The organism is Winogradskyella forsetii (assembly GCF_013394595.1).
GTDB classification, from domain to species: Bacteria; Bacteroidota; Bacteroidia; order Flavobacteriales; family Flavobacteriaceae; genus Winogradskyella; species Winogradskyella forsetii.
In genome coordinates, this window is sequence record NZ_CP053348.1 from 3,674,534 (window position 1) to 3,689,882 (window position 15,349).

A 15,349-nucleotide genomic window follows, 5' to 3' on the forward strand; every position below is an offset into this window, starting at 1 on the left:
TTTAGCTATAGTCTAGAATTTACTTCTATTCAAATTCAAAAGCACCTATATCTGGAGCTGAACCATTAAACGGTAATCCAACATCAGTACCAGCATCAATTAAATCACTACCTGCTACCAAGTGAAGAAAATCTATATCAGGAAGGCTTCCATCATCATTTCTCGATGCTGCCAATAAATCTAAATCCAGTGCTACAAAATCTGATGAATTAGTGACTAAGCCATTTTGCCATCCATTGTTGGTTATATCAACTGTGGATGCGGAATATCCATCATTATTATTTCCTGCGAAAGACACTGTATTTTTAATCAAGAGAAAATTGGCAATATTATTAGAACTAAAGCTAATGTTTCTCCCGTTATCATAAGCAGCACAATTGTAAATTTCAATATCACCTCTGTTACTATTATGGTCAAAACCATCATATACATTTCCTGCGGCGATACAATTCTTGTAAATGGCATTGTGCTTTAAAGTCTTATCATCGCTTCCTCCTGTTTTAAAACCGTTTCCATCGCCCGCTCCAATGGTTCCATCCATTAGATAGCCATTTTTAAAAGCCCAGCAATTTTCATAATATGTCGTAATATTATCCGTTTCTCTTAGGTAACCATCCCAACCATCATCTAGGTTCTGCCATGCCCTACATCCTATGAATTTGTTATCTGAACCTGCGTCTAATTTACAGGCAAATCCATCCGCATTTTCTAATGAGGAATCCGCATTAAAATAAGAATCGCAATTCAGTATTGTATTATTATTTCCTCCATTGCCTATTTGTAGTCCAGTATCATGATTCTCTGTAAAAGTGCAAAATTCAATCAAATTATTGCTACCACTAATGAACATTCCATTATCGCCAGCGGCATAAACATCAATACCTTTTATATGCCAATAATTACCAGACAAAGCTATACCTCTATTTGATGAATTTTCGGACATGGATGAAAAATCCAACCTTGGCCGTTCTGTATCTGATGGATATGGTAATATTGAAATAGGACTACTACTTGCGCCATTGCCAGAAATTTGTAGTGTTGAACCGAATACGTAATTACCTCCTCTGATGTAAATATTATCACCTGGACTCGCCGTTGCAATAGCAGCCACAAGTTGTTGCGATGTTTCTACTACAGTTCCATCTACTGGATTATCAGAACCTGAAATCATAAAAGATTTTGAAGTACTGATACCCGATCCATCTTGCGCTGTTGCAGTTACACTGACACTTCCGTCTGATACTGCATTCAATAATCCACTATTTGAGATTGTAGCAATAGAAGCATCAGAAACCGACCAACTAACAGAAATATTTGTTGCATTACTTGGCGTTACGGTAGCTGATAATTGACTTGTACTACCATCTGTAATAGTATTTCCAACAATGGTAATGGACTCCACAAGTACGGTCTCAGAACCACTGTCATTAGAGCTATCCTTACTACAGGCTACAAAACTTGTTGAAACCAATAATAAGGCACCATAGATTAAGTTTTTATACACGTTGTTCATATTTTATTTATTTAATGTAATCGATTACACAATGATAATGATTTTCTTTTCAAAAACAAAACAACTTTTAAATAAAATGCTTAGATTTACTGCATAAGACCCGTATGTATTCAGTATTTGAATTTAATGAAGAAAAAAACTACTATTTACGATATAGCAAAGAAAGTTAATTTAACAGCTGCAACTGTATCTAGAGCACTAAACAACAATCCAAAAATTAGTGAAACTACCAGGAAACTAGTGCAAGAGATGGCTCTAGAAATGAATTATGAACAAAACACACTTGCAAAGGCTCTTAAAAGTGGAAAAAGTTTTAATGTTGGTGTTATAGTTCCGCGTATGGACAGTAACTTTTTCGCCTCAGTTATTAGAGGTATTGAAGAAGAATTGTACCCAAAAGGCTACCATGTTATCGTTTGCCAAACCCATGACCAAGAAAAGTTAGAAACCGGGAATATTATGTCCTTAATCAACGCCCAAGTTGATGGTATCTTAATGTCTATTTCCAATTCAAAAACCAAGAATCAAATCTTTAACAGCTTATCGCAGAAACGGGTGCCTCTCATATTTTTTGATAGAAAAAGAAATATTTCAGGGGTTAGTTCCGTAACTATTGATGATTATAATGGAGCCTATCAAGCTACTAAACATTTGATAGAACAAGGCTGTAAACGTATCGCACACTTATCAAATAATCGGGCGTTGGAAATATTCAAGAATCGCTATTTGGGTTATAAACAAGCCTTACTAGACCATGGTTTAGAATTTGATGAAAGTTTAGTTATAGAGACCATTAGTAAGGTTGATGAAGGTAGAAAAGTCCTAAAACAACTGCTAACTATGGATTCACCACCAGACGCCATATTCTCGGCTAGTGATTTTACCGCACTTGGTGCTATACAAGAGATAAAGGCCCAAGGTTTAAAAATACCTGAAGATATTTCTGTTGTTGGTTTCAGTAATGAGCCTTTCACGCGTTTTATGGAACTTTCCATTAGTTCGGTAGATCAATCGCCTATCGAAATGGGTAGAATTGCTGCTAAAGTATTTTTGGACGAAGTAGATGTCAACATAAAAACAAAGAAGCAACAACAAATCGTATTGCACCCTGAGCTGATTGTACGTAAGTCTTCACTTAAGAATAAATAGTTATAAATCTAGTTTTGAAATCATAATGAAACGCCTCGTTTCCAAGGAATAAAATCATCCTGATTCAAAAGACTTGCTTTTGATTTTATAGTTCCGCTAGCAACATCTATAATATAGTCTAGCATAGTTTCTGCCATTTCTTCAATAGTCTTCTCCCCTTTTATAACGTCTCCCGTATCTACATCAATGATATCACTCATTTTTGTTGCTAACTCTGAGTTTGACGACACTTTTATGACTGGCGTAATGGGATTTCCCGTTGGTGTTCCTAGTCCAGTAGTAAATAATACAATATTAGCTCCAGACCCTACCATAGCTGTTGTACTTTCTACATCATTTCCTGGTGTACATAATAGGTTTAGCCCTGGTTTTGTGATATATTCACCATAGTCCAATACATCTACAACTGGCGAAGTACCACCTTTTTTTGCTGCTCCTGCAGATTTCATGGCGTCTGTAATCAACCCATCCTTTATATTTCCAGGAGAAGGATTCATATCAAAACCAGAACCAGCGTCTACTACAGATTTTTCATAAGCTTGCATTAATTCTAAAAACCTCTTCGCAGATGTTTCATTTGTACAGCGGTTTACTAACTCCTGCTCTACACCGCAAAGTTCTGGAAACTCAGCTAAAATTGCCGTACCGCCCAGTGCAACTAACATATCGGATGTATAACCTAGTGTTGGATTTGCCGAAATACCAGAAAAGCCATCTGACCCTCCGCACTCTAAACCTACTTTCAGTTTAGATAGAGGTGCTGGTTGTCGTTCTATTTCATTAGCTTCTTTTATTGCAGCGTAAGAATTTTTGATAATGGCGCTTAACATGTCGTCAACCGTTCCCATTTGTTGCTGCTCGTACATCAATACTGGTTTTTTATTATCGGGACTAATCGCTTCCAGTGCCTTATTGAAAATATCTATTTGTAAATTTTGACAACCCAAACTCAATACTGTTGCTCCAGCTACATTTGGATTTTTTACATAACCCGCTAATAATCGCGCCAGACTTTCTGAATCTTGTCGAATACCACCGCATCCTCCAGGATGGGTAATGAATTTTACATCAATATTTTCAAAAACCCTAGTCGATTCTATGACTTCAGTATCAGAATCTTCACTACCGTTCACTAAAGACCGTAAAAGCATTTGATGAGCGTTTGACTGTTTTGTTAACAACTCTTTTTCAAAAATATCCCTTAGCTTTTCTATATTTTTATTCTCGCAAAATACTAACGGAAAAAACAACCATACATTGGCGGTACCAACTTGCCCATCTTCCCTGTGGTATCCCATGAAAGTTTTATCTTTCCATTTATCCACTTTTGGTGCCGTCCAGCCTATAGTATCCGTTTTTTTGCTAACCTTGGCACTCTGATGTTTTACGTTTTCGGTAGTTAATACATTACCTTTCTCTATGGCTTCACTTGCTTTTCCAACCAAAACCCCATACATCATTATCTCTTCACCTATTTCAAATTTGTTTAGAGCGATTTTGTGCTTTGCCTTAACATCTGAAACAATTCTGATGTCCTCATTTTGAAATGAGACAACCTCATCTGCCTTTAAGTTAACTAAGGCAACAGCAACGTTATCTGATGGGTTTACTTTTATCAATTTCTTTTGCATAGTAATAATTGGTTTGCAGTTAAAGGGTTGTTTTAATACTTTTTGCTAAAATTTTCATAACCAGATTCAATTCCTTTTGAATCTATTTCAGATAACGCAAAAGCAATAGCTTTTGAAAGGTTTTCGACTTTATTTAAGTCTTCTCCCCAATAGTCTTGGTTAGCCAAAATAGCATTCGCTATGACGTTGTAATCCTCATTATTCCAGATAGTATTGAAATTATCAACGATACCTTTTCCATCGTTTATTGGTAAATCCTTTCCTTGCCAAGTGCCTTTATAAAACCGTATTAAACAAGCGAAAGCAAAGGTTAAGTTAGTTGGTAATTTTCCATTTTTAGCTTCAAATTCCAACAGACTTGGTAGCACTCTAACTTTAAATTTTGAAATAGAGTTTAATGCAATATCTGCCAGTTTATGTTTGATAAATGGGTTTCTGAAACGGTCTAAAATGGCTTCGGCAAAACTGTCCAGCTCGTCTTTATCCATTGGAAGCACATCGTTTATTTCTTCAAAAATAGCCTTATTGACAAAAGCTCCCGTAAAGGCATTATCTACCGTTTCTTTAACGGTTTCATTTCCATATAGTAAGGAAAATGGCACCATTGACGTATGTGCTCCATTTAAAATTCGTACTTTCCTGGTACGATACGGTTGCATGTCATCAACAATCTTAACGTCCAAATCTGTTTTATGAAAAGGCAACTTTTTCTTTAGATCGTCACCACCTTCAATCACCCAAAGCAAAAATACTTCTGCCGCAACGATCAGATTGTCTTTGTAATCTAACTCCGCATTATAGGTTTCAATATCATCTTTTGGGTAACCTGGCACAATTCTATCTACCAAAGTGCTATGAAACGAACAACTACTTTCCAGCCAATTTGTAAATGCTCTGTCTAAATCCCAGAGTGCAGCATATTTTAAAATGATTTCTTTTAAAGTTTCTGAGTTATGATTAATTAACTCACAAGGAATAATAGTTAAGCCCTTGTCTTCTGCTCCATTAAAATATTTGAAACGCTCATTGAGTAATACTGTTAATTTTGCCGGAAATGAACTCGGAGGCTCCATATCCATTGTATCACTTTCAACAAAGGCTATACCTGCTTCGGTTGTATTGGAGATAATAAACTGAAGCTCTTCTTCTTTTGCTAAATCTAAATAAGCTTTAAAATCCGTGTAAGGATCAATACCCTTCACAATATTAGTTATTAACTGCTTTTCTTGTATTTCTTGCCCTTTTTGAACGCCTTTTAAAAACAGGGTATAAAGTCCATCTTGATCGTTCAGCATATCTACCATTCCTCTTTCAATGGGCTGAACAACCGCTATTCCTGCATTAAAATCGACAGATTTATTGAGTTGCTGAAAGGCGTATTCTACAAATGCTCTCAAAAAATTACCCTCACCAAATTGTACAACCTTTATTGGTGATTTTTTATTGTAAGCTAAATTTTCTCTATTTAAAACTTGTTTCTTATTTTTTAACTGTGTCATATTATGTTATAATTATAGACCAAAAAGTCTTGGTAAAAACATTGAAATTTCAGGAATAAAAGATATAATCATTAGTACCGCTACCATAATGGCTAAAAAGGGTAACAGCGACCTTATCACTTTTGTGACCGAGACATTGGCGACTCCACTACCTACAAACAATAAGGTGCCTACAGGAGGTGTACAGATCCCAATGCACAGGTTTAATACTATTATGATCCCAAAATGAACTGGATCCATTCCCAAAGTCGTAACTACTGGCAAGAAAATTGGTGTAAATATCAATACAGCTGGAGTCATATCCATAAACGTTCCGACAATTAATAAAATAATATTAATAGCTAGAAAGATGGCAAATTTGTTGCTTAGCGAATCTAATAGAAATGTACTTATCATTTCTGGAATCCCTTCAAAAGAGAACAGCCAAGACATCGCCATAGATGTACAGATTAAAAACATGACGACAGCTGTAGTCTTTGCACTCGATAATAAAATTTGTGGCATATCCTTCATTTTCATGTCACCATAAATCAATGACAATATCGCTGCATACAATACCGCAATTACCGAGGCCTCTGTTGCGGTAAAAATTCCAGCTACGATCCCTCCTACAACAATGATTAGTAATGATAAACTAAAAAACGCCTTTCTAAAATAGGTCCAAATCTCTAATAGAGTTGCACGCTTACCTCTTGCATAACCTCTGTTAATCGCAATGAACGCCACATATCCCATTATCGCAAAACCCAAGAGTATGCCAGGTAAATAACCAGCAATGAATAAAGCCGCTACAGATGCGGTTCCTCCGCTAGCTAAGGCATAAACTATTAAAATATTACTCGGAGGAATTAACAATCCTGTTGTTGACGATGTTATATTTACAGAGGCACTTAAAGCTCTAGGATAACCTTCTTCTTCCATTCTATCAGTCATGATTGAACCAATAGCAGAAGCAGCAGCAACAGCAGAACCAGAAATTGCTCCAAATAGCATAGATGCCAATACATTGACATAAGCCAATCCACCAGGAAGGCTGGAAACTAATGATTTTGCAAAATTTATGAGTCGATTGGCGATGCCTCCTTGTTTCATTATCTCACCAGCTAGGACAAAAAATGGTATAGCCAACAGGGCAAAACTATCGATACCTGTGGTCATTCGTTGCGCAATGGTAGTTAAGCCAGGCATTTTATCAATATTCAACAGTAAACTAATCGTTGTGGAAATCCCAATGCTATAGGCCACCGGCACTTTTAATAACAGAAGTATAAAGAAACTCACAAACAACACTAAAATACTAATAACCTCTATACTCATAATTAGCTCATATTTTTATTAGAATAAATACCCGATATGTGATATATTGAAAAGCACATAATTAAAAAACCACTTATAGGCATAACGGCATAAACATAACCCAGAGGTATTCTCAAGGTACCTGATAACTGTTCTAAATGCAAGGTAGTGTAAACCAAATTTAACCCGCCTATTACCATGACGATAAGGGCAAATAGAAAAATGAATACCTCAATAAGTATGGACGTTTTTCTTTTATTTGCTGTAGACATTTTTTCGTATAAGAAGTCCATGGATAAATGCTCTTTCTTAGCGTTGAGATAAGCAGCACCTAAAACAGTCATCCAGATCAAAGAAAACCTTGCGAATTCTTCTGTCCAAGTAAAAGATCTTCCCAAAAGATATCTTGAAAACACTTGAAACAGCACATCTAAGACTAACAAGGCAAAAATGATAATTAAAAACCATTCTAGTATTTTATTGACCTTATTGAAAATAAATTCAGATTTACTCATTTGATTCATTCTTAATTTGGTTGACAATATCGGCCATTTCTGGATACTCTTTAATAAAATTTTCAATTACAGGTTTTGCTTTTTCTGCAAACAAGGATTTGTCGGGATGAATAATTTCAACACCCCAATCCTTGGCAATTTTCATGGATTCCTCAACAGACTCCTGCCAAAACTTTTTTTGTGCTTGGGAAGATTCGTCTGCCGCTTCCTGTACCCAAACTCTCTGTTCCTCGGATAATTTATTCCAATATTTTGTCCCTATTAACAGAACATCTGGAACTGAAGAATGTTCATCTAAGGTATAATACTTACTGATTTCATAATGGTTTGAGGACACAAAGGATGGTGGATTATTTTCAGCACCATCAACAACACCTTGTTGAATTGCCGTATATAATTCACCATAGGCCAAAGGCGTAGCATCTCCACCCATTGAATTTACCAAATTAATTGCCATTTGATTATTTTGGACTCTAATTTTAAGTCCTTTTAAATCTTCAGGTGTTCTGATGGCTGTTTTGCTGGTATAAAAACTTCTACTTCCAGCATCATAGTAACATAAACCTCTAAGCCAGAATTTAGAACCTTTTTCGAGAATAGATTTTCCAATTGGACCTTCTAAAACCTTATATTGATGCTCTTTGTCTTTAAAAAGATAAGGAACACCCATAACATTATATTCTGGCACAAAATTAGACAACATGGAAGAACTCACTTTGGTTGCAGCAACACTTCCAATTTGTAATAATTCTAACAGTTCTCTCTCCGATCCTAATTGGCCATCAGGAAAAATCTTAACTACTAAAGAACCTTTAGATTTTTTTTCTAACGCCTTTTGAAACTCTAACATACCTTTATGTACTGGATGTGTTTGAGGCAGAGAATGTCCTAAATAGAGTACCTCAACCCCTTCCTCTGCTTTCTTGCATGAGACCATACTTGTAAAAAGAATTACTAAGAGAATGATGTTAAATCTCATTATCATATTTTTTAATTAACTCGTTAGAAATCAAAATAGCACTTAGCATTATTATAGCTTATATCTGCTACCATTTTACCAATCCATTCCATTTCTTCTTTTGGCAACTCACCGCGTTTTATTTCATCGCCTAAAAGATTACAAAGTAGTCTTCTAAAATACTCGTGTCTCGGAAAAGACAAAAAACTACGGGAATCTGTAAGCATACCAATAAAACAGCTAATTAAACCCATATTTGATAATGCGTTTAGTTGTTTGGTCATTCCATCTTTTTGATCTAAAAACCACCAACCTGAACCAAACTGAACTTTTCCTTTTACGCTACCGTCGTTAAAATTCCCGATCATTGTAGCCATAACTTCGTTATCAGCAGGATTTAGATTGTAGATTATGGTTTTAGTCAATTGGTCCTTACTATCTAGAGCATTCAAAAATGCAGATAATTTTTCGGCTTGCGAATAATCTCCAATGGAATCCCACCCTGTATCTGGCCCTAAAATTTCATGCATTCGATGATTGTTATTTCTTAAGGCACCTAAATGAAACTGTTGCACCCAACCAAACTCATGATAGGTTTCTGACAAGAATAACAGGATTGCGGTTTCAAATTTTAAGACCTCTTCTTTTGAAAGTTTATGGCCTTCTAGTTTCTTCTTGAAAATAGTCCCAACTTCACTCTCGGTAAAACTTTCATATGAAATTTGGTTTAAACCATGATCACATAACTTACAACCATTAGCATCAAAATATTCAATTCTGCTTCGTAAAGCATCTTTTAAATCTGCATAAGATTCAATATTAATATCAGCCACTTTTCCCAAGTCATTGATATAATCATTATAGCCTTCATTGGCTATTAAAATCGCCTTATCGGGTCTAAAAGCTGTACTTACATTTACTTCAAAATCACTAGTTGTTAATTGTTTGTGATGTACTAAATTATCCGTGGGATCTTCAGTTGTACACACCAACTCTGCATTCACCTTACGCAGTAGGTTTCTACAGCTATATTGACTACTACTTAATTTTTCTGACGTAGACTCATAAATTTTTTCAGCCGATTTCTCGTTTAATAAATCATTGATATCAAAATATCTTGCTAACTCTAAATGGGTCCAGTGATACAATGGATTCCGCATCGTATAAGGAACTGTTTTTGCCCATTGCATAAACTTTTCCTTGTCAGTTGCATCACCAGTGATATACTTTTCATCAACACCCAAAGTACGCATGGCTCGCCATTTATAATGGTCACCATTAATCCAAACCTTTGTTAAGTTATTATAAATTTTATCGTCAAGAATTTCTTTTGGTGATAAATGATTATGATAATCTATTATAGGCTGATTTTTTGAGTAATTGTGATATAACTCCTCAGCATATTTATTTTCAAGCAGAAAATTATCGTGTATAAAGTGTTTACTCATTTTTTTTTGGGTTAGTCTTCATTAGAAGGTTTTCCTATAGTTGCTAATATGCCACCATCGACGTACACAATTTGACCGCTTACAAAATCACTAGCTTTTGATGCTAAGAATATGGCAGCGCCTTGTAAATCTTCTGGATTTCCCCATCGTCCTGCAGGTGTTCTACTAATAATAAATTCATTAAACGGATGGCCGTCAACTCTAATTGGTGCTGTTTGACTTGTTGCAAAATAGCCAGGACCAATACCATTGACCTGAATATTATGTTTAGACCATTCTGTAGCCATGTTCCTGGTGAGCATTTTTAAGCCACCTTTAGCCGCTGCATAAGCCGCTACGGTGTTTCTTCCTAATTCACTCATCATAGAGCAGATATTTATAATCTTACCCTCTTTTCTTTTGATCATGCCTTTTATGACGTGTTTAGACATTATAAAAGGACTGACTAAATCCACTTTTAAAACCTGCTCAAAATCTTCAACTTCCATCTCCTCTAGAGGGGTTCTTTTGATAATGCCAGCATTATTTACTAGAATGTCTATAACACCGACTTCATTTTCAATTTTCTTAATATTTTGAATGACTTGAGTCTCATTAGTAACATCGAACAAGTACCCAAAAGCATTTAAACCTTCTGCTTTATATTCAGCTACAGCTTTATTTAATTTTTCTTGAGATGAAGCCCCATTGACCACAAGCGTTGCACCGGCTTTACCAAGTCCCATTGCCATAGACATGCCCAATCCATGTGTTCCGCCAGTAATTAAGGCTACTTTTCCCGATAAGTCAAATAAGTTTATTGACATATTTTTTATCTTAATTCATTGATTTTACAAACGTCCATATCTCCATAATCCAAATTTTCACCTGCCATTCCCCAAATAAAGGAATAGTTTGATGTTCCTGAACCTGAATGAATTGACCATGGTGGTGAAATTACGGCTTCTCCATTAGCCATCCAAATGTGACGCGTTTCTTGCGGCTCCCCCATAAAATGACACACAGCTTGGTCTTCTGGCACTTCAAAATAGAAATAGACTTCCATTCGTCTGTCATGCACATGTGCTGGCATCGTATTCCAGCTACTTCCAACTTTTATGGTCGTCATTCCCATTTGCAATTGGCAAACATCTACCACACTGTTTACAATATACTTTCTTAATGTTCTTGCATTTGCTGTTTCGGGTGCCCCTAATTCAATAACCTCCACATCCTCTGTTCCAATTTTTTTATTTGGATAGGCTTTGTGAGCTGGTGTTGAATTTAAATAAAATTTTGCAGGATTTTCCGAAGATTTACTCGAAAAAACCACTTCTTTGTTCCCTTGGCCAATATAAAGTGCTTCCTTACGTTCTAGAGTATAAATTGTTCCATCAACGGATACACTTCCTGAATCACCTATATTAATAATCCCAAGCTCTCTCCTTTCCAAGAAAAAATCAGCTTTTAATGGGTCTATAGCTTCTAAATTAACAGATTTCGTTTCGGGCACAACGCCTGCAACCATAAATCTATCATAGTGCGTGTACACCCACTCTATAGTGTCTTTTTTTAGTACGTTCTGAATTAAGAATTCATTTCGTAATTGTTGAGTATCGTATTTTTTTACAGCCTCTGGACTGGATGCGTATCTTGTATTGTATTTTGACATAGAAAATAATTTTATTGTAATCGATTACACAAATATAAAATAATTTAATTTAAAACCTAATTATTCTGATTATGAATTAGATTTTGTTCTAGTAATTTTCCTTTTAAAATGTTCAAAAATCATATTTTTATGAAGTCTTAAATTTGATCAATTCTTTTCTTAAACTCATTATAAATGAAAATCAATATAGATTACACTTGACAATATTCTGAAATTCGAGAAATCAAAAGTAAACATCATACCTCAATATTATAGTCAGTATTGCAGATAAAAAGTCAAAATTTTAGAATATGTTTTTCTCAACGTAATTAGAAAATTAAAATGTTATAATTTTTGCTTAGTAAAATTACAAGAATTTCATCTTAAATGGCAATTTTGAAACTGATAAATATAAATATGCTTTAAAGAAACTTGAGAATTGAGATAGTCAACTCAATAATAGCGACATAAATTATGAGAGCGTTTCTAAGTTCGATTTTTGTTTCGAAAAGTTCAAATTTGAACATTATTGGTTCGAACCTACGCTATCAAATCGTTAATCCTAAAAATTGCTAATTTTAATGCGGTGTTGAAAGGGAATAAAAAAAGGGACAAATCAAAACATTCTGATTTGTCCCTTAAAGTACTGAAGACGGGACTTGAACCCGTACGTCCTAATGGACATTGGATTTTAAGTCCAACGTGTCTACCAATTCCACCACTTCAGCATCTTAGTTACTGACTGCAACTAAAAATTGGTATGTATTATTGAGCGAAAGATGGGATTTGAACCCACGACCTCCACCTTGGCAAGGTGATGCTCTACCCCTGAGCTACTTTCGCAATTTTTAAAGAACTTTTTCGCTTTTAAAGCGGATGCAAATTTAAAATTTTTATCATTAAAGCAAAGCCTTTTTTTAAAATAAATTAAAAAACTTTTAGGCTTGCTTTTTCTTTACCAACATTCGCTTAATTTCATTGAGTTTCATTAAAGCTTCAACTGGTGTTAAAGTATCGATATCCGTATGAAGAATTTCGTCCTTTATCTCTATCAGTAAAGGGTCATCCAAATTAAAAAAGCTTAATTGCAAATCATCTTTTAATGTTTTCACCTTATCCGTTAACTCTTCACTTGAATGCGATTTTTCTAGTTTAGATAGAATTTTATTTGCGCGCCTTATCACTTGCTGCGGCATTCCTGCCATTTTTGCGACGTGAATTCCAAAACTGTGTTCACTTCCGCCTTCAACCAGTTTTCTAACAAAAAGCACATTATCTTTTAGCTCTTTTACCGCGACATTGAAATTTTTAATGCGACTGAACGTCTCCGTCATTTCATTTAATTCGTGATAATGTGTTGCAAAAAGCGTTTTGGGTTTAGATGGGTGTTCATGCAAATATTCACTGATGGCCCAAGCGATTGAAATACCATCATATGTACTCGTTCCTCTTCCAATTTCATCTAAAAGTACCAAGCTTCGGTCTGAAATATTATTAAGAATAGAAGCGGTTTCATTCATCTCTACCATAAAGGTGGATTCGCCCATCGAAATATTATCACTTGCGCCTACTCTGGTAAAAATCTTATCGACCAAACCAATTCTTGCTTCTCCAGCAGGCACAAAACTTCCGATTTGTGCTAATAAAACAATCAATGCTGTTTGTCTTAGAATTGCCGACTTACCAGACATGTTTGGTCCAGTGATCATAATAATTTGCTGCGATGCTCTATCCAAAAATAAATCGTTGGCAATATAAGGTTCGCCAATTGGCAATTGTTTTTCAATTACGGGATGACGACCGTCCTTTATTTCCAAATCGAAACTATCATCAATTTGTGGATACACATAGTTGTTTGCTTTCGCCAAACTTGCAAATCCACACAAACAATCTAATTGCCCAATGAGTTGCGCATTCTGCTGAACGGAAACAATAAACTGATGCATCCAAGTGACTAATTCAGCGAATAATTGTTGCTCAATCGCTAAAATACGCTCTTCAGCACCTAAAATTTTTGCTTCATATTCTTTGAGTTCTTCGGTAATGTAACGCTCCGCATTTACAAGTGTCTGTTTACGAATCCATTCTTCCGGAACTTTATCTTTATGTGAATTTCGGACTTCAATATAATATCCAAAAACGTTGTTTGAAGCAATCTTAAGGGACGTGATACCTGTACGTTCACTTTCGCGTTTCAGCATATTATCCAAATACGTTTTCCCAGATTGTGACAAACCTCTCAATTCATCTAATTCTTGGGAAAAACCGCTAGCAATGGTATGACCTTTTAAAATATTTACAGGTGCATCTTCGGTGAGTGTTTCTTTTATTTTGTCGCGTAATAAATCACAGCGATGTAAATTATCGCCTAATATTTTCAACGCTTCATTCTCACAAACTTCGGCTTCGGCCTTAATAGGCACAATAGCGTCTAAGGAGTTTTTAAGCTGAATAACTTCACGTGGACTAACTTTAGTGGTTGCTATTTTTGAAATGAGCCGTTCAATGTCTCCAATATGTTTTATCTGACTTTGAATCTTTTGAAGCAAGGGTTCGTTTTCCAACAAATATTTAACAACTTCGTGTCGTTGTTTTATTTTATCAGCATGTTTTAACGGTAAGGCCAACCAACGTTTTAAGGTTCGTCCTCCCATGGCCGAAATCGTTTTGTCAATGACATTGATTAAGGTTACGGCATTGGCATTGGTAGAAGTGTACAACTCTAAATTCCGAATCGTAAATTTATCCATCCAAACATAATCATCAGTCGCAATTCTCGAAATCGTTGCAATATGCTCCAACTTGTTATGGCGTGTTTCTCCTAGATAATGAAGCACAACGCCTGAAGCGATAATCCCTTCATATAAATCTTCAATTCCAAAACCTTTTAATGTCTTCGTGTTGAAATGTTTAATCAAAGTTTCATGGGCATAGTCGGCCTGAAACACCCAATCTTCCAAATAAAACGTATGAAAATCAGTGCCGAAGGCTTCCGAAAATGCCTTTCGACTTTGTTTTGAAATTAAAACTTCACTTGGGTTAAAATTCTGAAGGAGCTTATCAATATACTCCGCATTGCCTTGCGAGGTTAAAAATTCGCCGGTAGAAATATCTAGAAAAGACACTCCAATACGTTGCTTTTCAAAATAAACAGCGGCTAAAAAATTGTTGGATTTTGAATGTAAAATGTCATCATTAAAAGCCACACCAGGCGTAACCAATTCCGTGACACCACGTTTTACGATGGTTTTGGTTTGCTTTGGGTCTTCCAACTGGTCGCAAATAGCAACACGCTCTCCTGCCCTTACCAATTTTGGCAAATACGTATTTAAGGAATGGTGCGGAAAACCAGCTAACTCTGTTTCACTTTCGCTACCAGCACCACGTTTGGTTAAAATGATATCGAGTATTTTTGACGCTTTTACGGCATCGCTACCAAAGGTTTCATAAAAATCGCCCACACGAAACAATAACAAGGCATCAGGATATTTTACCTTGATGGCATTATACTGTTTCATTAATGGTGTTACTTTTTTCGCCTTTTTAGCCAATGGTAATCTGTTTTAAATTATATTTTTGTCTCGATAGCTATCGGGATTACAAATTTACTTATATTTTGAGGTTTATTGAAGTCGTCTCAACAGAAGTTATTTACAGGTGTTGATAACATATGACTATACAAACTTTATGTTGGCTGAGCGAAGTCGAAG

The 15,349-nt window shown here is 35.5% G+C and carries 11 protein-coding genes and 2 tRNA genes; 1 reads left to right on the forward strand and 12 read right to left on the reverse strand.

Annotated features, from left to right (window positions below; all coding sequences use genetic code 11):
* Positions 1-25 precede the first annotated feature (25 nt).
* Complete coding sequence (locus tag HM987_RS15820) at positions 26-1,513, reverse strand: right-handed parallel beta-helix repeat-containing protein (RefSeq protein WP_179009000.1); 1,488 nt, start codon at positions 1,511-1,513, stop codon at positions 26-28.
* A gap of 126 nt (positions 1,514-1,639) precedes the next feature.
* Between HM987_RS15820 and HM987_RS15825 the strand changes: the two genes are divergently transcribed.
* Complete coding sequence (locus HM987_RS15825; protein ID WP_179009001.1) at positions 1,640-2,662, forward strand: LacI family DNA-binding transcriptional regulator; 1,023 nt, start codon at positions 1,640-1,642, stop codon at positions 2,660-2,662.
* 20 nt (positions 2,663-2,682) lie between these two features.
* On the opposite strand, the gene HM987_RS15830 is transcribed toward HM987_RS15825, so the two are convergent.
* From HM987_RS15830 to mutS, 11 genes are all read right to left on the reverse strand, one after another.
* The gene (locus HM987_RS15830; protein WP_179009002.1) at positions 2,683-4,293 is read right to left on the reverse strand and encodes a UxaA family hydrolase; all 1,611 of its coding nucleotides are present in this window, start codon (positions 4,291-4,293) and stop codon (positions 2,683-2,685) included.
* 32 nt (positions 4,294-4,325) lie between these two features.
* Positions 4,326-5,792 carry a tagaturonate reductase gene (locus HM987_RS15835; RefSeq protein ID WP_179009003.1) on the reverse strand — a complete coding sequence of 489 codons (1,467 nt, stop codon included), beginning with the start codon at positions 5,790-5,792 and terminating at the stop codon, positions 4,326-4,328.
* Positions 5,793-5,804: 12 nt separating this feature from the next.
* Positions 5,805-7,109: a TRAP transporter large permease gene (locus HM987_RS15840; protein WP_179009004.1), complete on the reverse strand. Its 1,305-nt coding sequence runs from the start codon at positions 7,107-7,109 to the stop codon at positions 5,805-5,807.
* A gap of 2 nt (positions 7,110-7,111) precedes the next feature.
* Positions 7,112-7,603 (reverse strand): TRAP transporter small permease, encoded by a 492-nt coding sequence (locus HM987_RS15845; RefSeq protein WP_179009005.1) that lies wholly within the window; start codon positions 7,601-7,603, stop codon positions 7,112-7,114.
* Positions 7,596-8,582, reverse strand: coding sequence for a TRAP transporter substrate-binding protein (locus HM987_RS15850; protein ID WP_179009006.1), 987 nt, complete (start codon positions 8,580-8,582; stop codon positions 7,596-7,598). The genes HM987_RS15845 and HM987_RS15850 overlap by 8 nt, the downstream gene beginning before the upstream one ends.
* 23 nt (positions 8,583-8,605) lie before the next feature.
* Positions 8,606-10,009, reverse strand: coding sequence for a glucuronate isomerase (gene uxaC, locus HM987_RS15855; RefSeq protein ID WP_179009007.1), 1,404 nt, complete (start codon positions 10,007-10,009; stop codon positions 8,606-8,608).
* A gap of 11 nt (positions 10,010-10,020) precedes the next feature.
* Positions 10,021-10,815, reverse strand: coding sequence for a gluconate 5-dehydrogenase (locus tag HM987_RS15860; protein WP_179009008.1), 795 nt, complete (start codon positions 10,813-10,815; stop codon positions 10,021-10,023).
* 5 nt (positions 10,816-10,820) lie between these two features.
* Complete coding sequence (gene kduI, locus HM987_RS15865; protein ID WP_179009009.1) at positions 10,821-11,660, reverse strand: 5-dehydro-4-deoxy-D-glucuronate isomerase; 840 nt, start codon at positions 11,658-11,660, stop codon at positions 10,821-10,823.
* A 623-nt stretch (positions 11,661-12,283) separates the two neighbouring features.
* A tRNA-Leu gene (locus HM987_RS15870) sits at positions 12,284-12,367 on the reverse strand.
* A 43-nt stretch (positions 12,368-12,410) separates the two neighbouring features.
* Positions 12,411-12,482: transfer RNA gene (locus tag HM987_RS15875), tRNA-Gly, on the reverse strand.
* Between the two features lie 95 nt (positions 12,483-12,577).
* Positions 12,578-15,190 carry a DNA mismatch repair protein MutS gene (gene mutS, locus HM987_RS15880; RefSeq protein WP_179009010.1) on the reverse strand — a complete coding sequence of 871 codons (2,613 nt, stop codon included), beginning with the start codon at positions 15,188-15,190 and terminating at the stop codon, positions 12,578-12,580.
* Positions 15,191-15,349: the final 159 nt, after the last annotated feature.